At 64.4% G+C, this 25,611-nt stretch carries 24 protein-coding genes, 1 tRNA gene and 1 pseudogene; 7 read left to right on the top strand and 19 right to left on the bottom strand.

The window, feature by feature from the left end; translation table 11 throughout:
* Positions 1-2: 2 nt before the first annotated feature.
* The 5 genes from NGM06_RS12890 to NGM06_RS12870 all read right to left on the bottom strand — a co-directional run bounded on the left by NGM06_RS12890 (position 3) and on the right by NGM06_RS12870 (position 4,456).
* A complete protein-coding gene (locus tag NGM06_RS12890) occupies positions 3-455 on the bottom strand; it encodes a 6-pyruvoyl trahydropterin synthase family protein (protein ID WP_254267348.1) in 453 nt (150 codons plus the stop codon).
* A gap of 103 nt (positions 456-558) precedes the next feature.
* Positions 559-1,539, bottom strand: coding sequence for a hypothetical protein (locus tag NGM06_RS12885; RefSeq protein ID WP_254267347.1), 981 nt, complete (start codon positions 1,537-1,539; stop codon positions 559-561).
* Positions 1,540-1,704: 165 nt separating this feature from the next.
* Positions 1,705-2,139, bottom strand: coding sequence for a DUF3006 domain-containing protein (locus tag NGM06_RS12880; protein ID WP_254267346.1), 435 nt, complete (start codon positions 2,137-2,139; stop codon positions 1,705-1,707).
* Positions 2,132-3,655: a lamin tail domain-containing protein gene (locus NGM06_RS12875; protein WP_254267345.1), complete on the bottom strand. Its 1,524-nt coding sequence runs from the start codon at positions 3,653-3,655 to the stop codon at positions 2,132-2,134. The genes NGM06_RS12880 and NGM06_RS12875 overlap by 8 nt, the downstream gene beginning before the upstream one ends.
* A 150-nt stretch (positions 3,656-3,805) precedes the next feature.
* Entirely contained in the window at positions 3,806-4,456 is a 651-nt protein-coding gene (locus NGM06_RS12870) for an AIM24 family protein (protein ID WP_254267344.1), read from the bottom strand.
* A 291-nt stretch (positions 4,457-4,747) separates the two neighbouring features.
* Here NGM06_RS12870 and NGM06_RS12865 point away from each other — a divergent pair, with 291 nt between their 5' ends.
* Complete coding sequence (locus tag NGM06_RS12865) at positions 4,748-5,206, top strand: RDD family protein (protein ID WP_254267343.1); 459 nt, start codon at positions 4,748-4,750, stop codon at positions 5,204-5,206.
* 306 nt (positions 5,207-5,512) lie between these two features.
* Here the strand turns inward: NGM06_RS12865 and NGM06_RS12860 are convergent, their stop codons facing one another.
* The 5 genes from NGM06_RS12860 to NGM06_RS12840 all read right to left on the bottom strand — a co-directional run bounded on the left by NGM06_RS12860 (position 5,513) and on the right by NGM06_RS12840 (position 11,066).
* Positions 5,513-6,235 carry a hypothetical protein gene (locus NGM06_RS12860; RefSeq protein WP_254267342.1) on the bottom strand — a complete coding sequence of 241 codons (723 nt, stop codon included), beginning with the start codon at positions 6,233-6,235 and terminating at the stop codon, positions 5,513-5,515.
* A gap of 405 nt (positions 6,236-6,640) precedes the next feature.
* Positions 6,641-7,897, bottom strand: a complete 1,257-nt coding sequence (locus NGM06_RS12855) for a hypothetical protein (protein ID WP_254267341.1) — start codon at positions 7,895-7,897, stop codon at positions 6,641-6,643.
* Positions 7,898-8,268: 371 nt separating this feature from the next.
* Positions 8,269-8,343 (bottom strand) — tRNA-Glu (locus NGM06_RS12850).
* Between the two features lie 284 nt (positions 8,344-8,627).
* On the bottom strand, positions 8,628-9,857 hold the full coding sequence (locus NGM06_RS12845; protein WP_254267340.1) for a helix-turn-helix transcriptional regulator: 1,230 nt from the start codon (positions 9,855-9,857) through the stop codon (positions 8,628-8,630).
* A 51-nt stretch (positions 9,858-9,908) separates the two neighbouring features.
* Entirely contained in the window at positions 9,909-11,066 is a 1,158-nt protein-coding gene (locus NGM06_RS12840; protein WP_368410486.1) for a metal-dependent hydrolase family protein, read from the bottom strand.
* A 134-nt stretch (positions 11,067-11,200) separates the two neighbouring features.
* Between NGM06_RS12840 and NGM06_RS12835 the strand changes: the two genes are divergently transcribed.
* The gene (locus tag NGM06_RS12835; protein WP_254267338.1) at positions 11,201-12,052 is read left to right on the top strand and encodes an alpha/beta fold hydrolase; all 852 of its coding nucleotides are present in this window, start codon (positions 11,201-11,203) and stop codon (positions 12,050-12,052) included.
* 106 nt (positions 12,053-12,158) lie between these two features.
* Positions 12,159-12,899, top strand: a pseudogene (locus NGM06_RS12830) (SDR family oxidoreductase).
* A gap of 38 nt (positions 12,900-12,937) precedes the next feature.
* On the opposite strand, the gene NGM06_RS12825 reads toward NGM06_RS12830, so the two are convergent.
* Both NGM06_RS12825 and NGM06_RS12820 read right to left on the bottom strand, forming a co-directional pair.
* The gene (locus NGM06_RS12825; protein WP_254267337.1) at positions 12,938-16,006 is read right to left on the bottom strand and encodes an FAD-binding and (Fe-S)-binding domain-containing protein; all 3,069 of its coding nucleotides are present in this window, start codon (positions 16,004-16,006) and stop codon (positions 12,938-12,940) included.
* A gap of 101 nt (positions 16,007-16,107) precedes the next feature.
* Positions 16,108-17,100 carry a DMT family transporter gene (locus NGM06_RS12820; protein ID WP_254270028.1) on the bottom strand — a complete coding sequence of 331 codons (993 nt, stop codon included), beginning with the start codon at positions 17,098-17,100 and terminating at the stop codon, positions 16,108-16,110.
* 261 nt (positions 17,101-17,361) lie between these two features.
* On the opposite strand from NGM06_RS12820, the gene NGM06_RS12815 reads away from it, so the two are divergent.
* Positions 17,362-17,847 carry an Lrp/AsnC family transcriptional regulator gene (locus NGM06_RS12815; protein WP_254267336.1) on the top strand — a complete coding sequence of 162 codons (486 nt, stop codon included), beginning with the start codon at positions 17,362-17,364 and terminating at the stop codon, positions 17,845-17,847.
* A 31-nt stretch (positions 17,848-17,878) separates the two neighbouring features.
* On the opposite strand, the gene NGM06_RS12810 is transcribed toward NGM06_RS12815, so the two are convergent.
* The gene (locus NGM06_RS12810) at positions 17,879-18,562 is read right to left on the bottom strand and encodes a hypothetical protein (RefSeq protein WP_256567934.1); all 684 of its coding nucleotides are present in this window, start codon (positions 18,560-18,562) and stop codon (positions 17,879-17,881) included.
* Positions 18,563-18,605: 43 nt separating this feature from the next.
* A complete protein-coding gene (thyX, locus tag NGM06_RS12805; RefSeq protein ID WP_254267334.1) occupies positions 18,606-19,349 on the bottom strand; it encodes an FAD-dependent thymidylate synthase in 744 nt (247 codons plus the stop codon).
* 102 nt (positions 19,350-19,451) lie between these two features.
* Between thyX and NGM06_RS12800 the strand changes: the two genes are divergently transcribed.
* Positions 19,452-20,030: an MBL fold metallo-hydrolase gene (locus tag NGM06_RS12800; protein ID WP_254267333.1), complete on the top strand. Its 579-nt coding sequence runs from the start codon at positions 19,452-19,454 to the stop codon at positions 20,028-20,030.
* A gap of 43 nt (positions 20,031-20,073) precedes the next feature.
* Positions 20,074-20,583, top strand: a complete 510-nt coding sequence (locus tag NGM06_RS12795; RefSeq protein WP_254267332.1) for a Rieske (2Fe-2S) protein — start codon at positions 20,074-20,076, stop codon at positions 20,581-20,583.
* 168 nt (positions 20,584-20,751) lie between these two features.
* Here NGM06_RS12795 and NGM06_RS12790 read toward each other — a convergent pair whose 3' ends face one another.
* Both NGM06_RS12790 and NGM06_RS12785 read right to left on the bottom strand, forming a co-directional pair.
* A complete protein-coding gene (locus NGM06_RS12790) occupies positions 20,752-21,567 on the bottom strand; it encodes an ATPase (protein ID WP_254267331.1) in 816 nt (271 codons plus the stop codon).
* A complete protein-coding gene (locus tag NGM06_RS12785) occupies positions 21,564-21,842 on the bottom strand; it encodes a DUF5827 family protein (protein WP_254267330.1) in 279 nt (92 codons plus the stop codon). The genes NGM06_RS12790 and NGM06_RS12785 overlap by 4 nt, the downstream gene beginning before the upstream one ends.
* A gap of 184 nt (positions 21,843-22,026) precedes the next feature.
* On the opposite strand from NGM06_RS12785, the gene NGM06_RS12780 reads away from it, so the two are divergent.
* Complete coding sequence (locus NGM06_RS12780) at positions 22,027-22,458, top strand: DUF7522 family protein (protein ID WP_254267329.1); 432 nt, start codon at positions 22,027-22,029, stop codon at positions 22,456-22,458.
* A gap of 156 nt (positions 22,459-22,614) precedes the next feature.
* On the opposite strand, the gene NGM06_RS12775 is transcribed toward NGM06_RS12780, so the two are convergent.
* From NGM06_RS12775 to NGM06_RS12765, 3 genes are all read right to left on the bottom strand, one after another.
* Positions 22,615-23,718 (bottom strand): PstS family phosphate ABC transporter substrate-binding protein, encoded by a 1,104-nt coding sequence (locus NGM06_RS12775; RefSeq protein WP_254267328.1) that lies wholly within the window; start codon positions 23,716-23,718, stop codon positions 22,615-22,617.
* 305 nt (positions 23,719-24,023) lie between these two features.
* The gene (sod, locus tag NGM06_RS12770) at positions 24,024-24,635 is read right to left on the bottom strand and encodes a superoxide dismutase [Mn] (protein ID WP_163521549.1); all 612 of its coding nucleotides are present in this window, start codon (positions 24,633-24,635) and stop codon (positions 24,024-24,026) included.
* Positions 24,636-24,828: 193 nt separating this feature from the next.
* A complete protein-coding gene (locus NGM06_RS12765; protein ID WP_254267327.1) occupies positions 24,829-25,461 on the bottom strand; it encodes a superoxide dismutase in 633 nt (210 codons plus the stop codon).
* Between the last annotated feature and the right edge of the window lie 150 nt (positions 25,462-25,611).

Below are 25,611 nucleotides of genomic sequence, written 5' to 3'. Positions count from 1 at the left end.
CGTCAGAACGTGGCCCCGCCACAGAGTTCGGCCGTCTCGCTCACCTGCACCGCGACCGCCGAGACGGTGTCGGGCAGTTCCTCGGCGAGGCGGCGCTCCAGTATCGCGCTCATGACCTCGGCGGTCGGCGGGTCGTCCAGCACGACCACCGCGTCGCCGTCGCCGCTCTGTTCGAAGGCGTTCACGAGGGGATCGCCGTCCTCCAGCAGGAACCTGTGGTCCCACTCGGAGAGTACCGAGGTAATATCGCCCTTGTCAACGACCCAGCCTTCCTCGCGCAACTCGCCGACGACCTTCACCGCAATCTCGTAGTTGTGACCGTGAGGACGGCTGCACTTGCCGTCGTGATGGAGGATTCGGTGTCCGGCGCTGATTCGAATCGGTCGGTCGCGTCCGACGTAGAGGGTGCGCTGACCGGACGCCGCGGTAGGAGAGTCAGGTGTTCGCTGAGACATATCCCAAGATTATCGAGCGCGCACTTAAGTTCACGCAAACGGCCCGGGACAGAGCGGAACGAGGACCGATTCGACCCCACGATACCGTCTCAGGAACGAGGTCTCAACTCGAACCCTCGGTCGTGGAAGTCGAGAGTGAGACGGTCGTTTCCCCGGAGACGTGCCCCGTGACGCTCGCGGTAACCTCGCCGTCCGACGACGTGGCGTACTCGGTGTCCACCGTCTGGGCCCACTCGACGCGGCCGTCGGGCGTGACCGATTTCCGGACGAGGTGGCTCTCGTCGTCGTCAGCGACGGCGGTGGGCCAGTATACGGCGGCGAGGAACTCCCCGGCGACCCCCGAGACGTTGTCCGCCGTCAACGACAGTTCGACGCTGTCTCCGGCGACGACCGTCGCCGAGAACGAGCGGAGTTCGAACCGGGGCGCTCGACTGGCGAGCGCCGTAGCGGTCGATTCGGGCAGTCGCCAGACCGCCGTCGCTCCGTCGTACCGACAGCGAACGGTCGGAGACTCGGCGGTGAGAGGCGACGGGACCTCGAAGGCGACCCAGCCGACGCGACTGTCCTCTCCCTGACTCGCGTACGGGTCGTCGTACTTGATTTGGCCCCGTTCCGCAAGCGATGTCGTGTACGCGCCCGTCGTCCGCTCCTCGATTTCGACGGCGGGAAAGCGCTCATCACCGGCGACGAGTTCGAAGGCGTCGTACGCGGGCGGTCCCGCGGGGTTCGCTCCCGACCCGCCGGCGCTCTGCACGGCGGCGACGACGAACTGCGTTCCGTCCGGGGCGAGAACCCCGCCCGAACCCATGACGGACTCGTACGCGACCGCGGGTCGAGCGACCGGATTTGCTACGCCGACCCGGGCGTCGCCGACAGATTTCACCGACGACGACCGAACGGCGAACGATTCCTCGTCGGCATCCGTCGCCGGGTCGGTAGTCGTTCCCCTCTCGGTCACTTCGTCGCGGGTCGTGGTCTCGTCTCCGGTCGAATCGCTCGCGTCGCCGCCGAGACACCCCGTGACCCCCGCGGCCGCGAGGGCAGCGGCGCTCGTCCGGATGAACTGGCGTCGTCGGGAGGGCATGTTTCGGCGGTACTCGAACGCCCGGCAAGTACTTTCTGTCGCGGGTCGGTTGAGTTAGCGACGTAATCTGAACGCTCGAAACGTAGATATTCAACCACTAAGTAACGATTTTCGACACACATAGAACACGTAGAAATATCGAATATATGGCGGGGCCAGCTTCGGTTATTCCTCGTCGGAACGTTCTCCGGGGCGCTCGGCCAACCTGTCGAACCGCGACTGGGCCTCGTCGGTCCTGCGCTCGGTCGCTCCGGGGTCGTACTCCATCGACACTACGAACCCGTTCCTCGCGACCAGTTCCAGCACGGCGTCCGGGTGGCGGGCGTCCTCGGGGAGTCGCCACTTCGGGGTGGTCCGCTCTGCGACTACCCTGTCGTCCGATTCGACGAGCAGGACGGCCAACTCGTCGCCGCCGCTCTCGGGGTCCGTCCGCTCGAAGCGGTCGAGGACCGCGGTGTACCGGCCGTCCGCGAGTTTCGTCTCGGCTTCGGGGGTCGTACCGTTTGCGGGGTCGCCCTCGTCCGTGTCGTCGTTGTCCACGCCGTCTCCGTTCACCTCGTCCCTGTCGGCAGTGGCGTCCCCGCCGGTGTCGTCACCCATCGTACTCGACCTCCAGCACGAGTCGGCCTTCGTCGGTCCGGACGAAAACCGTGTCGCCCGCGTTGTTCCAGACCGGCCGCCCGGCGTTCCAGTAGTAGTCGCCGCCGCCGTCGCGACCGCTCCCGGTGCGAAGCGTCAGCGTCTCGCCCGCGGCGAGGGTGGTTCTCTCGGGGAACGCGTAGGTGTGGCCCGCCTCGTCGGCGACGGTCCACCCCGAGAGGTCGAGCGTTCGATCGCCCGCGTTCCGGAGGACGACGTACTCGTCGTTCAGGTTCGCGTCCTCGTCGCCGCGCGCGTCGGCGTGGACCGCCGCGACCGTCAGCGACCCGGAGGCGGGAGTGGTCCGCGTCCCGCCATCGGAGGCGACGGTTGGAGTCGAAGACGTGGCCGAGTCCGAGGGTTCGACGGGGCTACCGCCGACCGGGAACGTCGCCCGGCGTTCGAGGAGGCCGTCCGCGCTCGGTTCGACCCGAGGCGCGGTCCGGAGTTCGAGCGGGTCGGTCGGTGCGTCGCGCTGAGTCCGGACCGCGACCCGTTCGCCGTCGGTCTCGAAGACCACCGTGCCGTGGACGCCGGTCCAGTACGTCGGAACCGCGCGCTCGGCGAGGCGACCCAACACCTCGCGGTGCGGGTGGCCGTACGGCGAGTCGTAGGCGCTCTGGACGACGACTGCCCGAGGCGTCGCCGCCGCGAGCAGGGCCGGGCCGGTGCTGGTGTTGCTCCCGTGGTGGCCCGCCGCGAGAACCGTGGCGTTCAGCGTGCGGTCGTACCTCCCGGTCAAGTACTCCTCGGCCCTGCGCTCGGCGTCGCCGGTCAGGAGGAAACTGGCGTTCCCGCGGGCCACCCCGAGGACGAGGCTGTTCTCGTTGCGGTCGCTGTCGGCGAGGTAGCCCTCCGGCGGCGCGAGGACGCGGACCGACGCGCCCGCCATCGGTATCGAGTCGCCCGCCTGCGTCCGGTAGAGGGTCACGTCGTGTCGCTCCACCGCGTCGAGGTACGCCTCGTAGGTTCGACTGGCCGCGGCGATACCGGGGTCGTATATCGCGCCGACGCCGTCGGCCTCGGTCTCGTAGTAGTCGATGATTTCGGCGTGACCGCCGACGTGGTCGGCGTCGGCGTGGGAAGTGACGAGGTAGTCGATTCGGGAGACGTTGCGCTCTCGGAGGTAGTTCAGGACGTGTTCGCCGTCGTCGTTCCAGTTGCCGGTGTCGTAGAGCAGCGTCTCGCCCGTCGGTCCCACGACGAGGACGCTCGTCCCCTGCCCGACGTGGATGAAGTGGACCGAGAGGGTTCCGGCGGACGTCGAGAGCGTCGTGGCGGACTCCGGCAGGGTCGTCACGGATTCTGAGACGTTCGTAGTGGGCGCGTTCGCGCCCGCCGACGAGGCGTCGGGGGAGGTGGTCTCTGGGGTCGAGTCGCCGACAGCACCGAACCCGCCGGAACACCCCGCGAGTACGACGACGACGAGAAGCGCCGACGCGGCGACTCGGCGCGACGGAAGGGCGCGAAGGCTCATCGAACGGACACACGACGCCACGCGACATGACTCCGTTCCATCGGTGCGCACGACGGCCGGGTGAAAGAATATCGTGGGACCGCGACGGTGGCGTTCCTTCGGACTGGCGAACGTAGTCGAACGGGCAAGCGGAACGTCACTGCTCCGTCGTCACTTCTCTTCGTGCGGTTGGATGACGACGAAGCCTTCCGAACCGGTGAACTCCATCTGTATGCCTTCGCCCGAGGTCTGCCCGATTTCGAACTTCTTGTTGGTCGCGAACGACGGTGAGAGGTTGGTACTCCACGCGACGGTCGCGTCGGGGTCGGTGAAGACCGGCGGCGTCACCACCAGCGGGTCCCCGTGAGTCAGGATGACCACCTGTCCCGGACCGGTCAGGTAGACGTTCGTGAGACCCCCGGAAGCGGCTTCCGAGAGACCGCTGATGGTGCTAATCTCGTATTCGATAGCTGACTCGAACGCGAGGATGTCGTCGCCGTTGACCGATATCGACTCTCCCTCGTCGAGATCGAGTATCTGTATCTTCTTGCCTCGGTCGGCGACGTAGAGGTGACCGCTGCCCTCGGCCTCCATGACGGGCGTCCCCTCGTTCGTCACGGCCTCCTTGAGGAACCCGGTGATGCCACCTTCGGCCGACGACTTGCCAGTGAAGGTGATATCGCCGGTGTATCCGATCATCGACCCCGCCTTCACCATCACCGTCCCGTCCACGTGTACGTCCAGCAGTCTGTTGTTCTCCTTCTGAAACTGTTCGCCGCCCTCCTCTGGAGCGTTCGATTCCGTGAATGTTTCTAAGTCCATGGTAACCAGAGTCGTCTTCGAAACGACCCGTCGGGAGTATCGGCTGGTATTCGGATAAGATTATGGATCTCTTATGTTTTGGAGCAAGGAGAACTATCCGTCTACTGCACTTTTCCGGCGTTCGAATCGAGGATATCGTGGTGGTGGAGCTAGGTAATCCTCGCCGCACTGCTCTCCGCTCGACCGAATCCACCCTCGACCCGAGACACACCGAACGAAATCGAACCACGTTTCTTTCCGCGCATTTATAAAATGATAAAATATACATGCTGGCTGTTCGTTGTCGCCGGTATGAGAAACGCAGAGAGCCGCTCGCCCGCTGGTATCGGTAGTCGGGGCGTGGCGATGGCCATCGACGCGTTCGTCTGGTTCACGTTGTTCTTCGTCGCCACGTTCCTCGTCGCCACGTTCACCGGCGAAGTGGTCTCCAGCAGCACGGGCGTGGACGCAGACTTGACGGGGACGCCCGCGCTCGTGGCGCTCGTCCTGTGGCTGGGACTCTCTATCGGCTACCACACCGTTCTAGAGTGGCGATACGGGAAGACGATCGGCAAGCAATTGGTGAACCTCAGGGTCGCGCGAGACGACGGTTCGTCGCTGACGCTGGGTTCGTCGCTGGTCCGGAACGTTCTCCGACTCGCCGACTTCCTCCCGCTGTTCTACGTGTTCGGTATCGTCCTGATCGTCCTCTCCGGTCGAAATCAACGGTTAGGTGATAGAGTCGGGAACACCGTCGTCGTCCGAACGTGAGACGGACGAAGTCCGAACTGGAGTTCCTCTTCGCATCTGAGACGCTCTGACTTTCGGCCGTCGAATGGCGAGTGACGTGAATCGACGACGCCGAACCGAAGAGGCGGAGGTCTCTCGGCGAACGAGACGTGGATGCGGCGGTTCGATTTCGGGGCCCGGCCGACGGTCGTAGCGACCCCGCAGTTCGGCACCCGCTACGAGCGTCGTTCTCTCCAAAAAAGTCGTCTGACGGGTGAAAAGGAGAGGTAACCGGACTCCTACGCCCGGCCGTCTCCCTTTGAGTTGGCTCGTTCGCTCTCGCCCGCGTTAGTCGATGACCGTGACCGAGGTCCCTGCGGACGCACAGAGCATGCAGGTGACGTTCTCCCACCCGCTCGGGTTCGCGTCGCAGAGGTCGCGTCCGAGGCAGACCTCACCGCTGGCGCCGACGTCGAGCGACGCGTCGGGGTTGGTGACACTGCCGATGCTCGCGGTCAGCGTGACCGAGACCGTCAGCTCGAACGGCACGCCGTAGAACGTCCCCTTCGTGCTGACGTCAACCGTGTTCGTCCCGATGCCGACGTTGACACCGGCGAGGCTGATACACTCGCCACCGACGCAGACGTCGAAACTGGCAGAGACGCCGCCGAGACCGACGCTGGCCGAGATGCTGAACGTGAGTTCGTCGCCACCGATGATCGGAACTTCCTCCGGAATGTCCCAAGTGAGAAGCGTCGCCGAGGCGCTGACGGAGTAGTTCTGCGTGCTCATCCCGCCGCTACTTCCGACGGAACGACTCTCGATAGCGGACGTACTCGGATCGGCGTTCTTGTTCTGGCCGACGTACACCTCCGTCTCGGGGGGTCCCGACCTCGTACCGACGGACGCAGACTGACCCTTCTCGACGTCGAGATCGACGATCCAGTCGCTGGTGTCTAACTCCTTCTCTTCGGCGGCAGCCGTTCCGGGAATGGCGAGCGTGCCACCGACTCCGGTAGCGACCGCACCACCGGCTACGCCGAGAGATTTGATAACTTTACGCCGCTGCATGTCTTTATTACTTCCTTTCTCAGGCATGCAATTACGTACGTAATAACCATTATTATTAAAATCTTCGATTATTGGATTTATTATAGATGTATAGACATCAATAGGACGAGGTACGCTCGAAGATTTCACACACTGCGTTCGATGGCGTCGGAAAGCGGTGAATAGCCGGGTACGATTCGGAATCTCCGACAAAGGCGGACCGCATGCCTCTGATTTACGTGATTATACGTAATCTTATAATCCGAATATTTATTTATAATTGACATATTTCCGTCGTCACTGTATCTCTACAGAGAAGAGAAGGCAGCGAAAGCCACTGTCGAAACCCTCCGTGGTTGGTCTGGGAAGGCGTAGAATATCGAGTTGCTGTCGGGCGACGCCGAACGGTAGCGTCGGCCGCAGAACCTATGATTGCGTCGTTACTTGGCGGAGTCGGTCAGCGACGCGTTCAGGTGTCTCGACGTACGCGAGTGTTTGCCGGTAGAATCCGTACGGCGACTGTTCGATAGCGAGATCGGTCCGGTCGAGCGTGACCGTCGCCGCGTCCCTGCCGGGCGCTCCCGTCCAGAGACCCCGTTGGACGGAAACGTTGCGAATCGCGTCCAGCGGGACACGCCACTGAACGGCGTCGAGTCGCGCGTCGTACGCGACCAACTCGTCGTCGTACAGCCGATATTCCATCGCCCCGAACGCCAACTCGAAGTGTGCGATACCCACGAGTACGAAGCTGATTACGACTACGACGAGTGCGACGACGCTCGCGACGACCGCCGCCGTCGGTCCACCAACGGACGCCACGACGAACCCCACGACAACCACTAAAAAGAGGGCGGCGAGTCGAGAAACGACGTTGAGTAGCTCCCATTCGATCCGAGGGAGGAGTCCGTCGATACCCCCCGCGATTCGAACCGCCTGCGGGTCGGGGCGAAACCGTTCGTTCGGTCGTCCCGTCGGCATCGAAAGCTCGAACGAGTCCGCTCCGGTCGGCGGTGCGTCTCGACGTGTCTCGGACGCGAGTCGCCCCACGACGAGGACGACTGCCACGGCGGCGAACCCGGCCGCCGGGTCGAAGTCGGCTTCGGCGTAGACGGTGTCGATAGCCACGACAGGAACTGCCATCAGAATCGGTCCGAGCCATCGTACGCCCGGAAGAACCTGCTCGGCGGGTGGTCGATTCGAGCGGACGAACCGCCGGAACGTCCAGCCGTGTCTCACGACGATAGCGACCCCACCAGCAACCAGTATCCCGAGCGTCGGCCACGAGCGAACAGTGAACGGCGGGTCGAGGAACGTCATCGTCAGACCGACGGCGAAGGCGGTCAGAGGCACTGCCGTGGAGAGTCCCATCACCGCTAGCTTGAGGTTGTGGACTGCGACCGGCGGTAGCCAATCGACCGGCTGGCCGGTCCCGAGTTTCGGAGTCAGAAACCGGAACGGGTTCGGGTCGCCGTTTCGGCGCATTGCCGGTGGTTCCGTCGGCGAGTATCGCTCACGTGGAGCTGCAACCACCGTCTGGCAGAACCGTCGCCCCGTCCCTCCGAGCAGGTCCCCCCAGTAGAGCACCGACACGAGATACAACGAAAACGGATGAAACAGAACCGCTACGAGCGCGACGAGATCGACGGATAACACGCCAGTGCGACGAAACGTATCAGCGGCCATATTTGTTGGTTTCTGCTCGGCAAAAAAAGCCTGTCGTCAGTCGGTGCCGCTCGGCTCAGAGGGGTCGATTTCGGAGACGCCACCGGATGTAAGGGACTCCTCGATAGGGAAAGTGGTGTCCGAGTAGTAACAACCGAAATGGAGCCACATCTGAGAGCAGTAGCCGACTAGAACACTCGGCGGAAATCAGGCACCGAAGGGGAGACCGGCGGAGCCGAAGCTGGAGCCACTTACGGTATCGAACACTGAAAGGACAACCGAGGACATAGAGGAATCTCAGAAGGTTATCGAGTTCGGTGAGCGCTCGACCTCGAAAGAAAGATGTGGTCACCGAACACCACAGCTCAAAATCGGAAGACGACGGAAGGAAGTGCTCCGTCAGGGATTTGAACCCTGGTCCTTGCCGTGAGAGGGCAAGATGATTGGCCGGACTACACCAACGGAGCGCGTCTGCACTCATTCGTAGTTGGACGGACTGTTTAACAGTTGCGTTTTCGGGCCGCCGTGTCGCGGTTCCACAAGCGGTCTCTCGGCCGCGAACCGTTCACCCGAACGAAATCACGGCTTTCCATCCGTCGAACTTCGGACACTCCGAATTACCAGTCCACGTGAACGAAGATGAACGATACACCGTCCCCGCCGCTCGCCGGAGAGAAATCAGGTCGGAACCACAGGCAGAAACACGCATGGCGGAGTCGCCTACCGAATCGCGGGAACCGACCGACGGACGTTACTCGCCTTCCAGCGGCGACCCGGCGGCGTCGGGTTCGTGGCCTTCGAGGCTGATGATGTTCTCCCTACCGACCCGGAGTTTGCTGATGTCGCCGTCCTCCTCCATCTCCGAGAGCAGCATGCTCACCTTCGACTTCGACCACCCGGTCTCCTCCACGATGTTGACCTGTTTCATCCGACCGCCGTTCTCGTCCAGCAGTTTCTTCACTCGCGCCTCGTCGGTGAGCAGTTCCTCGTCACTGACGGACGGTTCGGTCGTCGTCGGTCCGTTTCCGTTCGCCGCCGGTGCGTTACCCGCATCGCCGCCGTCGCCGCCGTGGTCGTCGGTGTCGCTGGTGAACGACCCGAAGTCGCCCTGCCGCCACGCGAACGCGGCGGAGAGACCGAGTAGGACCACCACCGCGAGAATGAATATCATCAGGGGCGACCAGTCGTCACCACCGCCTGCCGGGGGTTCGGTACCGTTGACGGGCGTGCCGGTCGTCGCCCCCGGACCGCCGTCGCCGGACCCGTTCGTCGTCGTGGTCGTCGTCGTGGTCGTTCCCTTGACCGGGTTGAACTTCACTCGGGGTCGCTGGTCGATGAAGTCCTGTTCGCCTTGCCACGTCACCGACTCGCTTGAAGCGAGCGTCTCGCCCGACGGTTGAGCGGACTCCTTCGGCCGGACCGACTCGAACGCGAGTCCCGGCCCGGAGTGGACGACTAGCGACTGGTTCGGCCCGATGTAGAGACCCCCCTCGAACACGTCGCCGATCATGATGTTCCCGCTATCGTCCTCGGAGTAGCCGAAACCGGTCCACTGGAAGGACATCTTCACGATACCCCGATTGTTGTTGACGAGTCCGCCCACGTAGGCCTTCTTCGAGAAGCTCTCGGCTTTCATGACGCGGTTGGTCGCGTTGTGGCCTGCGCTGGTCAACTGTCGGGCCTGTTGCTTGAAGTTGGTGTACAGCGCCGTCGAGTTGTTGTTGAACTCGTCGGCGAACCGCTCGAACTGCTGGCGTTCGGTGTCGTTGTTGAGCGTTCGCTGGTACGTGAACGTCCACTCCGCGGTCCCGTTCTCGTAGACGGTGATGTGGAATTCGACGCTGTCGAAGTTGTCGGTCGCCGCGAGCGTCTGCGCTCGGGGAGACATCTCGCGGGCGGAGTGAGTGCCCGATACCGTCGCTACGGGGGCCGTCCCGACGAGTAACAGGACTACGAGGGCGACAGCCAGCAGCCGTCTCATGTACCTTAATCCTCCATTGCCCGGTATAAAAGACCTTTTGACGTGGGGTTGTCACCGAACCACGGTTCCACGCCTCACGACGCGCGTTGGCGATTGCCACGACGTCACGTCCTCCAGCGGGTCGTCGTCGAGGACCACGAGGTCGGCACACGTGCCTTCGGCGACCCGTCCGACCGCATCGTCGAGGCCGAGCAGGTCGGCGGCGTTGACCGTCGCGGCCTCCAGTGCCGCCTCCTCGGAGAGACCGTGTTCGACCATCAGTTCCAACTCCTCGGGGATGTCGGCGTGGTAGTTGAACGGCGTTCCGGCGTCGGTCCCCATCGCGATCGGGACGCCAGCGTCGAGCGCGTGTTCGAAGGCCTCGGCCCACGCCTCCTTGGCCTCCTCGGCCTTCTCGACCGCGAACTCCGGAATTCCGGCCTCGGTCCCCGCGTCCACGATGCCGTAGAGTGCCTTCGCGGTCGGCACCCAGTAGGTTCCCCGGTCGGCCATCAGTTCGGCCGCCTCGCGGTCCATGAACGTGCCGTGTTCCACGCTCGACACGCCAGCCCTGACGGCGTTCTTGATGCCCGCAGTGCCGTGGGCGTGGGCCGCCGTCGGTACCCGCTTGGCGTCGGCGGTGGCGACGAGCGCTTCGAGTTCGGTTTCGTCCAACTCGGGTGCGCCGGTGAGCGCGCCCTCGGTGAGGACGCCGCCGGTCGCCATGCACTTCACCACGTCGGCGCCCCGCTTGAGTTGTTCGCGGACCGCCTTCTTCACCTCGGGAACGCCGTCGGCCTCCCGACCAAACCAGTGACCGTGACCCCCGGTCATCACGACGTTCTGACCGCAGGCGAGGACGCGCGGCCCCTCGAGAACGCCCTCCTCGACTGCGTCCCTCGCGTCGAGCGCCAGCGTACCGGCCGCACCGAGGTCCCGGACGGTCGTCACGCCCGCGGAGAGCGCGTCCCGGAGGTTGGCCGTCGCGCGGTAGGCCAGCGTGGTCTCGCTGTCGCCGTTGGCCTCGCCCGGGTCGGGCCGACCGTCCATCATGAGGTGGACGTGCGCGTCTACGAGTCCCGGCGCGACGAACTGTTCGGTCGCGTCGATTTCCTCGTCGGGGTCGTCGGGTACCTCGCCGACTGCGACGATTTCCCCGTCTTCGACCGCGACGTCGGCGTCCCTGACACCATCCGCGTCCACGACCGTTCCGCCTCGCAATACGAACATATCTGGCTCTTCGGCCCCGACGCCGTAAATCTCGGGGTCGCGGCGAACCAGTTGGTAGTCGGTCCGAGTGCCGGTGAGAACTCCTGTCAAGCACGGGCGACAGGACCTATTGACGTGGGAAGTCTGTCTGGTCTATGGCGAGTCACGAGGAGTGGACGAACGCCCAACAGCATCAGGAAGTCACGGTCGACGGGAAAGACCTCGATATGGCCTACTACGACGAGGGCGAGGGCGACCCCGTGGTCCTCCTCCACGGTATCCCGACGTGGTCGTACCTCTGGCGCGACGTCGCCGAGGCGCTGACCGACGACCGGCGCGTCGTCGTCCCCGACATGGTGGGGTACGGCAACTCGGCGATGCGCGACGAGTTCGACCGCTCGATACGCGTCCAAGAACTGGCGGTCGCCGACCTGCTCGACGGTCTCGGTCTCGACACCGTCTCGTTCGTCGGTCACGACTTGGGCGGCGGGGTCGGACTCCGGTACGCGGTCCACCGGCCGGACGCCGTGGACCGACTCGTGCTGTCGAACGCTGTCGCCTACGACGCGTGGCCCGTCGAACCCATCGTGAACATCGGCCTGCCGTCCACCGCGAAGGACAAGAGCGTCGAGGAGATTCAGGAGACCCTCGACGGGATGTTCCGCCAGAGTCTGGCGTCCGACGACCCGAGCGACGAGTTCGTCGAGGGGATGAAAGCCCCGTGGAACTCCGAGCGGGGGATGGTCTCGCTCGTCCGGGACGCGGCCGCGACGAACACCAACCACACGACCGAAATCGACCCGAGCGACATTACGGCCGACACCCTGTTGCTGTGGGGTGCCGACGACGAGTTCCAACCCATCGACTCCGCGGAGCGACTCGAAGGCGACATCGAGTCGGCCGAAGTCGTCGGATTGGACGACGCCAACCACTGGGTAATCCAAGACCGGCCCGAACGCTACGTCGAGGAACTCCGGTCGTTCCTGCTCGACGGGGAGTCGGCCTGAAGAGCGTCAGTCGAGGAACGGCTCTCGGTGCGGCGGAACGGCTCCCCGACCTCGAATGGGTGCGCCCGGCGAAAGACCCAACTCGGTCGCGGTTTCAGGTCTCGGCATGGCAGACGACCCACTCGACGGGAAGACGGCACTGGTAACGGGCGCGAGTTCCGGCATCGGCGAAGCGACTGCCCACGCGCTGGCGCGCGACGGCGCGCGAGTCGCGCTGGCCGCCCGCCGCGAGAAGGTTCTGAACGACGTGGCGAGCAAGCTAGAGCGCGAGTGAGACGCCGAGACGCTGGTCGTCCAGACCAACGTCCGCGACGAGGACTCGGTCGAGGGGACCGTCGAGACGGTGGTCTCGGAGTTCGGACAGCTGGACGTGCTGGTGAACAACGCGGGGCTCGCCCGGGGGGAGTCGGTCGAAGACATGCGGACCGAACCGCACGAGACGATGATGGAGACCAACGTGGACGGGGTGTTCTACGCGACGCGCGCGGCGATTCCCCACCTCCGCGAGACCGAGGGCAACCTCGTGTTCGTCGGGAGTTTCGCCGGGCAGTACCCCCGACCGTTCAACCCCATCTACGCCGCGAGCAAGTGGTGGGTCCGCGGGTTCGCCCACAGCGTCGAGGGCAACGTCGGCGCGGACGGCGTGGCCGTGACGGTGGTCAACCCCTCCGAGGTCCGGACCGAGTTCGGCGCGGCCTACGGCGAGTCATTCGCCGAGCGTTTCGACGAGGGTGAAGTGACCGAACCCGAAGAGGTCGCCGAGGCCATCGCGTTCGCCGCGAAGCAGGAGAAGTCCACCGTCAGCGAACTCGACATCTACCGGCGCGACAAGTTCAGCGGGTTCTGACTGTCGCCCGCGAAGGGCCGACAGTCGTAGTCGGGGATTCAGTCGAGTGACTCGGCCACCTTCTCGATGGGATGGGGCGGTTCGCTCCGAAGCCCCTCCCAGTCGCCGAGTTGCGCCCGACAGGACGCGCCGGGCGCGACCACCGTCTCGCCGTCGCTGTCGGCGACTTGGTCGAAGAGAATCTCGCCTATCTTCCGACTCATCGAGTAGTGTTCGGCCTCGTACCCGAAGCTCCCGGCCATGCCGCAACAGCCCGAATCGAGCGCGTCCACCTCGTAGCCCGCGTCGCGGAGGACGCTGGCGGCGTGGCCCTCCTTCTTGGTGGCCTTCTGGTGGCAGTGGCCGTGGTAGGTCAGCGTCTCGTCGGGGGCGTCGTACGACAGGTCGAAGTCGAAGGTGTCCAGATACTCGCAGACGGCGTAGGTGTTGGCGGCCACGCGCTCGGCGGCGGTGGCCAGCGAGTCGGAACCGTTCGCGCGCAGGCCCGCTTCCGGGTCGGCGGTCCGCGGTTCGGCGTACTGCTCGCCCGACCGACTGGCCTCGGGACCCTTCTCGCCGCCGAGCAGGTCGAGGTAGTCCGACTGAATCATCACGGCGTCGCTCGGTTCGACGACCACCACGTCCCACCCGTCTCGCGCGCGGGGCGCGAGCGCCTCCACGTTCGTCCGGGCGCGCTCCCGAGAGACGTCGAGAAAGCCCTTCGAGTGAGCGGGGCGTCCGCTGTCGGTCACGTCGTCGACGACTCGAACGTGGACGCCCGCGGCTTCGAGGACGCGGACCGCGGCCTTGCCCGCCTCTGGGTGGTTGTAGTTGGTGTACGCGTCGGGGAAGAGCGCCACCTTCCGAACCGCTTCGTCGGCCGGGACCCGCGGACCGCCCCGCGCCTCGAACCAGTCTTCGAGACTCTCGCCGTGGAACGTCGGGAGGCTCCGCTCGCTGGCGATGCCGAGGGTCTTCTCCATCAGGATTCGCGCGCCCGGCACTTCGCTGGCGACGTTCGAGAGGGGCGCGAGCGCGCTCCCGACCTTCGAGAGCGTGCCGACGTTGGCGAAGAGACGTTCGCGGAGGCTCGCGCCGTGTTCCTCGTGGTGGGCGTGTTCGACTTCGGCCTTCAGTTTGGCCATGTCCACCTCGCTCGGACAGTCGCGGGCACAGCCCTTGCACCCGATACAGAGGTCCATCACCTCGGCCATGAACTCGGTGTCGGTCTGCTCGCCCTCCGGCAACTCGCCGCTCATCGCCTGTCGGAGCATGTTCGCCCGGCCGCGGGTGGCCGTGACCTCCTCGTCGGCGGCGCGGTAGGTCGGGCACATCACGCCGCCGGTGGTGTCCTGTCCGCCGCGACAGCCGCCACAGCCGTGACAGAGTTCGACCATCCCCTGAAACCCGTTCTCGTTCTCCCAGTTCAGTTCGGGCGCGAACCCCGCAGAGAACTTGTAGTCGGGGTCGAACCGCAGGTTCTCGGTCATGTCGTGGTCGCCGCAGACGTTGCCCGGGTTCAGGAGCCAGTCGGGGTCGAACGCCGTCTTGAGGTCCCGGAACACCTGCCAGACCTCGTCGCCGTAGAGTTTCCGGTTCCACTGGGTCCGTGCGTGTCCGTCGCCGTGTTCGCCCGACACCGACCCGCCGTACTTCACCACGAGGTCGGTGGCCTCGTCCGCTATCTGCTCCATCTGGTTGACTCCGGCGGGGCTCTTGGTGTCCACCAGCGGCCGGATGTGGAGGCATCCGGGTCCGGCGTGAGCGTAGAAACTGGCGAAGGTGTCGTTGTCTTCGAGTACCTGCTGGAAGTCGGCCACGTAGTCGGCGAGGTTCTCCGGCGGGACCGCGGCGTCCTCGATGAACGAGATGTGCTTGGCGTCCGACGTTCTGGAGAGCAGAATGGGAAGCCCGGACTTCCTGAGCTTCCAGAACCGGGCGCGCTCGGCCTCGTCGTGGGCCTCCATCGCGCCGAACGAGATTTCTCCCTCCCGGTCGTCGCGCAGCGCTTCGACCTTCTTCCGGCCGTCCTCGTCGTCCTCGGCGTAGAACTCCACGAGCAGGACCGAGTTAGTCCCCTCGGGGAGCATCCCCACCACGTCGGCGAACTCCTCGGTGTCGCGCGCGAGGTCGATGAGCACGTCGTCCAGCACCTCGACCGCGGACGGGTCGTGTTCGAGGATGGGAGCCACGTCCTCCATCGCGTCGAGCAGGTCCTCGTAGGCGAACAGCGCCATCGACTTCGTCTCCGGGACTGGTTCCAGTCCGACCTCGGCCTCGGTCACGATGGCGAGAGTCCCCTCGCTCCCCGCGAGCAGTCGGGCGAGATTGACGGTCCCGTCCTCGGCCTCGTCCACCAGTCTGTCGAGGTTGTACCCCGAGACGTTGCGCTTGAGCTGCGGATACGCCTCGTCGATGGCGTCGCGCTTCTCGTCGATAATCAGGACGACTTCGGCGTAGATTCGGGCTTCGATGTCGCCGTCCGGGTCGGCCGCCTCGCGGAGTTCGGCGACCCCTACCTCGCCGAAGGTCGTCACGGTGCCGTCGGCGAGGACGACTTCGCACTCCTCGACGTAGGCGTCGGTCTTGCCGTACTTCAGCGAGTGCGAACCGGTCGAGTTGTTGCCGATAGCGCCGCCGAGCGCGGACTTGTCGCCCCACGCGGGGTCGGGCGCGAACTTCAGGTCGTGGGGCGCGAGTTCCGCGTTGAGTTCGCCCAGCACCGCGCCGGGTTGGGCGCGCGCAGTCGGGGTCTCCGCGTCGGGGGCCACCGACAGCACCTCGTCCATGTACCGGGTGAAGTCCAACACGACCGCCTCGTTGACGGCCTGTCCCGCCAGACTCGTCCCGCCGCCGCGGGGGAGGACCGGAATCTCTCGGTCGGCGCAGTAGGACATCACCGCCGCCACGTCGTCGGTGTCGGTCGGGAAGACGACACCGATGGGCGTCATCTCGTATGCGCTGGCGTCGGTCGCGTAGAGCTGTCGAGAGTAACTGTCGAAGCGTACGTCGCCGTCGACGACCTGCTGGAGGTCCGAGACCAACCCCGTTCGCGACACCTCGTCGGACTGGTAGTCGTAGTCCGCGCGGGCGTCGCGGGCCGGATCTCCCGCGTCGTGTGTAGCCATACCGCGGCATACGCACGGGGGGCCGAAAAGTGGTACGCTCGTTCGGATGGTTCAGGGCGTGACAACGATTCGACTCTCGGCGCACCGGCCTCGCGGCGAAATCAGTCGTCCGCGGGACCCGCCGTTCCCGACCACGCGTCCTCGCTCGCGTCGGCGTCGCCGGTCGAATCCGGGCCGCGCCCGAGCGACGACCGAATCGACGCCGCAGCGCCCGACTCCTGAATCGACACCGCGAGCGACCGGAACGCGTTGCGGTGGAGGACCGCGAACCCGGCGAAGATGGCGGCGAAGCCGACCAGCGTCGTGGACGACACCAACTCGCCCAGCACGGCCCAACTCGCGAGCGTCGCCACGACGGGTTCGAGGTAGCCGACGAGGTGGAGTTTCGTCGGGCCGATTCGTTCGAGGAGTCGGAAGTACAGCAAGAACGCCACGACGCCCGACAGGAGCGTCAGGTAGGCGAACGACGCCAGTGCGGTGGGCGTCAGGTGAATCGCCGACAGCGACTCGCCTCGCGCCGCGCCCGCCGCGAGGAGCAGGCCAGACCCGCCGAGCATCGCCCACGCCTGCAACGAGGCAGCGGGCAGTTCGTTCCGGAGCGGTCGGGTCAGCACCGCGCTGACCGCGAAACAGGCCGTGCCGAGGAACACGAGACCGATGCCGTACACGTTCGCCGAGAGCGCGTTCGCGGGGTTCAGGCCCGCGACGACGGCCACGCCACCGATGCCGAGCGCGAAGCCGAACCCTTTGGTGAGAGAGAGTCGCTCGTCCAGCACGATGGCGGCGAACCCGGCCGTCAGAACCGGCGAGAGACTGACCACGACCGCCGCTATCGCACCTGAAACGTGGCGTTCGCCGAGGTAGAGCAGACCGTGGTACCCCGCGATGACGAACGCGCCGACGATGGTCACTGCGAGGTACTCACCGCGTGCCCGGGGCCGCCAGCGGTCGGTCGCCACGACGGCGTAGCCCAAGATAACCGCGCCAGCGACGGCGTATCGGATACCGGCGAACACCAGCGGCGGAAAGTAGTGAAGACCGACTTCGATAGCGACGAACGACCCGCCCCAGAGTATTGCAAGTAGCACGAACATCACGGACGGCAGTGAAATTCTGCTTCCAAGATAACGCGAAATCATGATTCTGATTCAATCGTCGGCGTCTCGGACTCTTAAATCCTTCTACAAGGACACGCCGATTACTCGAAACAAAGTCGAATATCTTCCGTCGAGTCGGTCCAATCGTTAATTATTCTTCCTCACGCCGACCTGCAGTGGTCGATTCCCGACACGTTTCTGACGCTGTCTTACCGACAGAACCGAGGTTAAGTAGACGGGGACGCAACGTCACCGACAATGGACGAGCGCGACGTGACCATCCTGAAGGCCATCGCCGACCTCGGGACCGGAAGCCCCGAGAAACTGAGCGACGAGACGGACATCCCGGTCTCGACCATCCACTACCGCCTCAACAACCTGCGCGAGGAGGGCATCATCGAGAACGACCTCTACGACATCGATTTGGAGGAGGCGGGTCTCGGCGTGACCGTCGTCGTGGAGGTGCTGGCCGACTACAGCGACTCCTACGAGGAGTTCGGCGAGAAACTGCTACAGGTCGAGGGCGTCACGCAGGCGTACTTCGCCATGGGCGAGACCGACTTCATCGTCGTGGCGCGCCTCCCCGACAGCGACGCGGTCGAACGCCTCATCAGCGACTTCGAGGCCGTCGAGGGCGTCGAGCGCACGAACTCGACGTTCGTCATCTCGTCGCTCCGCGACACGGACAACCCGCTGGAGAGTTACAGTCTGGAGACGCTGGTCGAACAACTGGCCGACGAGTAGGAGCGCGGAGACGGAATTGGTACTTCGAGAACTACGGCCACTTGTATTTGAACCCGGGTGGCGGCGACCCTATCCATTCGAGCAATTGCTGTGTCTCGCCGGTTGTAAACTGGAGTTCAGTACGGGTGAAATGTGGATTAAATCCGTTTTCGGTGAACAGTTCTTGCAGGTACTCGGCCCGATCTGCTTCGTTCGTGGCTTTTATCATCACTCTGGGTTGATGATCTTTCTCCTGTGCCAGCCATCCGTCACAGACGTACCACATCTTCGCTATCGTTGGAGTAAGCGTGAGTTCGCTCGGAAATCGTTTCTCTCCCGTTTTATACCATTGTCTGAACTCGTGAAGTTGCGGGTGTGAGCGTGTTCGTAAGCCGTAGAGGTCATTGTACTTCTCTCTATTACTGACCGTGAATTTTTCGTGATCTGAATCCGCTGCCTGCCTGTACTGATACTCCGCGTCTCGGTCCAGAAAGACACCTGTAGACAGAATACCCAAACACTCATCCAAATAGTTGAGAAATTCGGGATTGGTCATTCGGACGCGAAAGTGCGGATTTTTATTAGACTGACCGTGTATGTCACCATCCCCCATTAGAACACCGACCAGAAGGTCGATTTGATGTTCTGTAAACGGTGGTCTCGTGCATTCCGACCTTGCCCAGTGAGAACCGAACCGCTCGAAATCGCAGCCACACGATGGACACGTCGCTGTCACATCATGTTTTAGTCAAATTTGACTAAAATAGCTATCGGAAAATCTATGGTGCGAGCCGGTTCTTCCGGTTCTTCATGTTCTCCTCGTAGTATTCGAAGGTGATTGGACACCACTCTTTTGCGAGGTCGAGGACCCGCTCGGTCATGTCTCGGATTTCCCACTGACTGTCCGCCGCGGCACGCATGTCGGCGACGTGCATGAGCATCCGGGCGTTCATCGACATCACCATGTTGACCTCGGTCCCGATGGGGAGGACGAACCGGGCGTCTTCCGGCGGCATCCCGAGGTCGAGCAGGTCCTGATAGTCCTCGACCGATTGCTTGACGGACTCCCGGAAGATTTCCTCGCGCTTCTCGACGGTCTCGTCGTCCACCGCGCCGCCCTTCTGATTCCGACCGATCCAGTCGGGGTCGTTCGCGGAGGGCGGGGTGACGACCATCTCGCCCTCGGCGACGTTCTCGGGGTCCACGTCGTCGAACGCGACGTAGCGCATACTCTGGACGTCGAAACTGACGTGGCGGTGACGCGTTATCTGCGCCATGCAGGACCGACTGATACCCTTCACCGCGAAGGTGGCCTGCGCGTGTTCGAAGGGACCGAAGTGGCCGTGGTTGAGAAGTTGTCCGATGAGGGTCTCTTTCTTCTCCTCGATGCCCTCGCCCTCGATGGACTCCATGATTTCCTCGAACGACTTCTCGCCGACGAACTCCGCCATGTAGTCGTTTCGCGCCGCCGAACAGATGACCTCCTCCGGGTCGTCCGTGGCCTCCAGCAGTTTGACCTCCATGCGTGTGACGAGTACCGCGGGGGTACTAAAATACGACCCCTTCGGTTCGGCCTCGCAACTGACAACGATACGCACAAACCCCCGCCGCTCCAACTGTTCTACATGATTACGAACATCGCGCGCGGCGTGCAGGCGTTCACGAGCAACGCCTTCCTCGTGGAGGGCGAGCGGACCGTACTGGTGGACACCGGGTCGAACTTCGACGCGGTGGGCCGAATCCGCGAGCGCGACGCCGAACTCGACGCCGTCGTCCTCACGCACACTCACCACGACCACGTCGGTAACCTCCAGTCGGTCGAAGACGCCTTCGGGGTCGAGACGTGGGGCTTCGACACGGACCAACCCGGGGTGGACAACGCCATCGCCGACGAGGAGACGGTCCGACTCGGCGACCACGCGTACACGGCGCTCCACACGCCCGGCCACAAGAACGACCACCTCTGCTTCTACTCGTCGGCCGCGAGCGTCCTGTTCGCGGGCGACCTGATATTCCAGAACGGAAGCTTCGGCCGGACCGACCTCGAAGAGGGCGACCGTCGGCGACTCGTCGAGAGCATCGACCGGGTGCGCGACACCGTGGACGAACACCTCGCGGAGATGCACGTCGGCCACGGCCCGAGCGTCACCACGGACCCGTATCAGGACGTGGAACTGGCGGGGCGCGCGGCCCGGATGGGGTGACCGGGCAGCCAGTTTTATCCGCCGCCGGTCCGTTCCTCGCGCCGTGACCGAGCGCACGAGACTGACGACCGTCGAGACGGTCTACGACCAGCGGTCGTGGCTGTTCACGGTACGAGACCAGTACGACGAACCCGACGAGGTCGTCCTCGTCCCCTGCGAGGACGGTCAGACCGACGCCGACGCGGACGGAGACGAGGCCGAGCGGAGCGTCGAGGCGTGGGTCAACCGCTGTACCCACGAGGCCCAGCGACTCGACCGCGGGTTCGGCGCGGCGATGCGTGACGGCCAGATAATCTGTCCGAAGCACGGGTCGATGTTCGACACCTGCTCGGGGTACTGCGACAACGGCGAGGCCGCGGACACGACGCTCGTCTCGGTCGAAGTCGCCGTCGAGGACGACGCGGTCTACCTCACCGACGACGATTACGACTTCTCCCACGAAGGGTCAATCGAAGACGGCGACGAACCCGGCGAAGAAGACGGTGGGAGCGATACGGACGACGATGACGGCAGCGACGACATGCCGAGTTCGACTTCGCACATCGGGTTCTGACGGCGGGGTCGGCGGGCACTCACGTGGCCCGACTCAGGGAAACGAGGCGTCGGGCCACGCGTTCGCGAACATCGTCGTCAGCGAACACGGGATGGGCGACGAGGCAGAAGACCACGCCGAAGATTGGAGGACCGCGACGTCTGACGGACTCGCCGTTTTTGACCGGCGCTACTCGGCGACGGCGAGCAGTTCGTCGTACGCCTCGCCGTACGCCCGCGCGACTGTGGCGGGGTCGCGCCGGTCGTCGTCGGGAAGCGCAGGAAGCGCGGCGGTCGCCTTCGGGTCGGCGAGTTCGGTCACGTCGGGCGTGTGGACCTCCAGTCGTCCATCGCGCGGACTCCCGCCCGCGACCTCGCACGCCCTCAGGAACCGGTCGCCGTCGTAGGCCCGCATTCGGCCGGGTTCGACCACGGCCACCGCGTCGAACGAGAGGCCGCGAATCGGGACCGCCACGTCGCCGTACGACTCCACGACCGCCGGACCGCCCGTCTCGGTCTGAACGCTCCGGATGCGGTCGGCGAACCCCTCGAACATCGGCAGGTGTAACTGCCGGGTAATCTCGTCGAGTCGCTCGACGGTCCCGACGCTCGGCGCGTCGGCCAGCGGAAGGTTGCGGCGGGCCGACTCCGGGACCTCGGCGCGGTCGTTCACCACGAACGACTCGCCGACCCTGTCGAGGACGTACTCCCGGTGGGCCTGTCCGACGAGACCGGTGTCCGGGCCGGGCGAGGGACGCCAGAGACGGTGGACCGGGTTCAGGTCCTCGGGCGCGAAGTCGCCGGAACTGGCGTGGGCGAGTCGCTTGGCGTCCTTGCCGTAGAGTCGACCCTCGTCTACCGCCCGGCGGTAGTCGTCGTGGTCGAACCAGTAGTCGTTACCGGCCCGGGGCTTGAAGCCGACCCCGTCGAGGCGCGAGAGCAGGCCGGTGGTGAACGTCGTCTTCCCGGCGTCCACGCGGTCGCCGCCCGCGACGAGGAACCTCATCGCTCTTCGTCAGTCTTCAGGCCGTAGTAGCCCGGTTCGTCCTCGGCGGTCGGTTCGGCGACGACGAGGTCCTCGGCGTTGTTCATCACCCACGGGATGGCCCAGTCGAGCAGGATGTCCTCGGTTCCGGCCTCCAGTTCGGCGTCGGGGTCGAGTTCCTGCAGGAGACGGGCTATCTCGTAGACGGTGTACATCCGGTCCGCGTCGAGCAGTTCCTCGGGGGTGTAGAAGTCACAGGGGTGTAGCTGTTCGAAGTCCGACTTTGGTCGGGGCATGACCGGGCGTACGGCCGAGACCGGGGTAAATCGTTCGTCTTTCGGACGCGGTCGGCGTCGGCGACCGGGGCGGCGCGCCCGCAAGGACAGCCCTTCGTTCTCGACTGCGCCGTCGCCGACTCGAAGTACCAACGCGGCGACCGTCCTAATTTTTATGTCGCCCCACGACGCAGATTCACCGACGATGGGAGACGAGAACGATGGCCAGAGTCGAGACGCCAAGTCCGCACTCGTCGAGGCGTTCTCGACGTTCGGGAGCAACGGTCTCCGCGACGTGTGGTTGTTCGACCAGACCGCCCACGAGGGACTGTACGTCCGCGAAGACGTGGAGCGCAAGATAACCGACCTCGACGTTCCGCGGTTCGTGGACAACGAGCGGTACGGCTACGTCACCCGCGACACCTACAGTGACCTCTACTACGCCTCCTACGCGTACACGGTACGGGGGTTCGACGAGTTCGAGCAGTTCCGGACCTTCCTCGGCGACGGCGACGAACGGGTGGGCGTGTTCGCCAGTTTCGACCGCCGCGAGGGCGGTTACGACTTCGGCGCGTTGCACGACGAGATTACGGCCGTCGTCGCCGACCGCCCCATCGAGTCGTTCTCGCCGGAGTGAGTAGCGCGGTCGAGGTCGAGATAGAGAACTGCGGGCGACGGCGAGGACCGAGGGTCACGGCCGACAACGAGGGCCGAGAAACGCGGAAGGTACCGAAATACGGGAGCGGTGACGTGCGCTCGGCCGACGAGTCTTCGGGCAGGTAGCCCGACCGAGTTACTGTTCCGTTTCGGGAAGGTTTCCGAGCTGTTTCTTCTGGCGCTCGTCGGTGAGCGTGGCGTAGCCCTGCGTCTTCACGTAGTTCTCCTGACCGAAGTCGCTGATTATCATCCGGAGGTACGCGGCCTCCTTCTTCGAGGTGCCCTCGTAGGTGTAGCAGTGGAGGTCGCGAGAGAGGGGGTAGTTCTCGTCGGCGAGGTTCTTCCCGGGTTCGTACACCTTGCCGTCGAACTCCAGTTTGATGGCGGGAACCTCGCTGGTGACGAACGCCAGCGCCATGTACGCGATGGCGTTGTCGGACTTCGAGACGAGGGTCTTGACCTGCTGGTTCTGCCCCTTCCGCACGTCCACACCTGCCATCTTCGCGTTGGGGCCGCCGAGCATGTTCACCCGGAACGCGGTGTCGGTCCCCGACCCTTCCGATCGACCGACTACCTGAATCTCGCGGTCCTCACCGCTGTACGCGTCTATCTCCGACCAGTTCTCTATCTCGCCCGTGTAGATTTTCCGGACCTGCTCGGCGGTCAGTTTGTCCACGCCCGCCTCCCGAATCTCCTTGCTGACCACGAGGGGTTGAGCGTCCACGCCCACGACGTGGTCGGTGTACTTCTCCAGTTCCGACTCGCTGGCGTCGGGGAGTTCGGCCTTCACGGGTGCGCTGGCGTCGCCGATGTCCACGAGACCGTTCTTGAGTTTCTCCAGTCCGGTTCCGGAGTGACTCAGTCCGACCGACACGTCGAACGGCGGTGCGGCGGTCCCGGTGGCCTCGAACCCGTACAGACCCGCCCAGTAGTCGGCGAGGCGCTTCTCGGTGTCGATGTCGTACTGGCCCGGACCCCAGTACTCCTCGTCGCTGGCCTTCGGGTTCGAAGACCAGACCGCCCCCGCCGTACTCGTAATGGGGTACACCGTCGAGGAACCGCCAGCTTTCAGTTTTTCGACAGACTGCCCGGACTCCTTCGTCTGCGCACCGGAACCGCCCTGCGCTCCACCTTCGCTCGTTCCACTGCCGCCGGTCCCGCCGATGCATCCGGCGAGTCCGAGGGTCGCGCTTGCTCCGGCCGCGGTCAGGAACGTCCGACGAGTCGGTTTCTCTGTCATCACGTGGTGAAAGCCTCGTCTACCACATAAACCCACCGAATAAAATATATATTTTCTCGATAACTATATATTGCTCTCCATTGACCCTGTTTCTCAATGATACGGTCGGGTTTGCGAACGGTTCACGGCCGTAGCCGTCGAGAGATGGCACTATCGACGGTCGGGCGAAGAGGAAACGTCGTTGTCGGATCGCTATCGGACACACGGCGTTATCGGACGCGCGACACTGGAAGACTGCACGGGACGCACACGATAGCCGCGGCTACTGGGCGAATCGACCGAAAGAAAAGCGGTAGCTCGGGAGCTTACTCGTGGTTGCCGACGGTCTTCTCGTACTGCTCGGCGACGTGGTCCCAGTCGACGACCTCGAAGAAGTTCTCCACGAAGTCGCCGCGGTCCGGACCGTAGTCGTAGTAGTAGGAGTGCTCCCACACGTCGAGCGCGAGGATGGGGTGTGCGCCCCAGAGCGCGCCCTGGTCGTGCTTGTCTACGGCAACGTTGCGGAGCTGCTTGGCGACCGGGTCGTAGACGAGGAGCGCCCAGCCACCGGCGGCGCTCGCTGCGGTCTCGAACTCGCCCTTCCAGCCCTCGTAAGAGCCGAAGTCCTCCTCGATGCGGTCGAGCAGGTCGCCCTCGGGTTCGCCGCCGCCGTTCGGGGACATGTTCTCCCAGAACAGCGTGTGCAGGTAGTGACCCGAGCCGTTGTGGGTCACGTCGCCGAGCGCGCCCGCGGTGCCGCCGAAGTCACCGCTCTCGCGGTTCTCGGCCAGCGTCTCCTCGGCGCTGTCGAGTCCGTTGACGTAGCCCTGATGGTGGGTGTCGTGATGCCACGTGAGGACCTGTTCGCTGATGTGCGGTTCGAGTGCGTCGTAGTCGTACGGAAGCGGTGGTAGTTCGGGGTTGGATCGCTCAGACATAATTGAACCTCGTACAGGTATATGTCTCTTTTCGGTCTTAAACCTTGAGAAGTCGATTGATAACAATACTCTAGCGACGACTCGAACGTCGCTACCGAGCCTTCTCGCCCGGATTTCGGGGGTGGTCGATGAAAACAATTACAGTATATACACTGTCACTTCTCGGTCAGTTCCGGGCCGCGGTGACCGGCGGCTACTGACTCCCGGTCTGCTTGGGAATCGTGTCGGCCTGTTGGGCCTGCTGGTACCGCTGTTCCACGTCGTTCCAGTTCACCACGTCCCAGAAGTTGTCCACGTACTCTCCGCGGTTGTTCTCGTACTGGAGGTAGTAGGCGTGTTCCCACACGTCGCAGACGAGGAGCGGCGTCGCGCCCTGCGGGTGCTGGTTCTGGTGGTTCTCGGCCGCCGCGACGATCGGCTTGTCGGCGATGTGGTCGTAGACCAGCATGCCCCACCCGGAGCCTTCGACGCCCTTCGCGGCCTGCGAGAAGTCCTGTTTGAACTGGTCGTAGCCGCCGAAGTGCTCGTCGAACGCGTCGGCCAACTCCCCGCCGGGTTCGCCGCCGCCGTCAGGATGCATGTTCTGCCAGAAGACGGTGTGGTTGACGTGCCCCGAGAGGTTGAACGCGAGGCTCCGCTTGACCGCGCGCACGTCGCCGAAGTCGCCGCCGCTACGCATCTCTTCGAGTTGGTCGAGGGCGGCGTTCGCGCCGTCCACGTACCCCTGATGGTGCTTGTCGTGGTGGAGTTCCATGATGCGCTGGTCTATCGCCGGTTCGAGCGCGTCGTAGTCGTACGGTAGTTCCGGTAGTTCGTAAGTAGCCATCTGCTTTCCCCCGTCTCTCGCGGCAACGGCCACGGGGTTAAGCTTTAAGCGAGTGGTCGAATCGGCGATATGCGGGTTCGCGGACAGGCACCTCGGACGCCGGTAGAACCCCGGCATGCGGCACCGGTTCGTCGGCCGGAATGGTAAACC

The sequence above is a fragment of the Halorussus aquaticus genome (assembly GCF_024218795.1).
Lineage (GTDB): Archaea > Halobacteriota > Halobacteria > Halobacteriales > Haladaptataceae > Halorussus > Halorussus aquaticus.
Note: the sequence above shows the minus strand (reverse complement) of the source record. Positions and strands in the feature narration are given on the sequence as shown.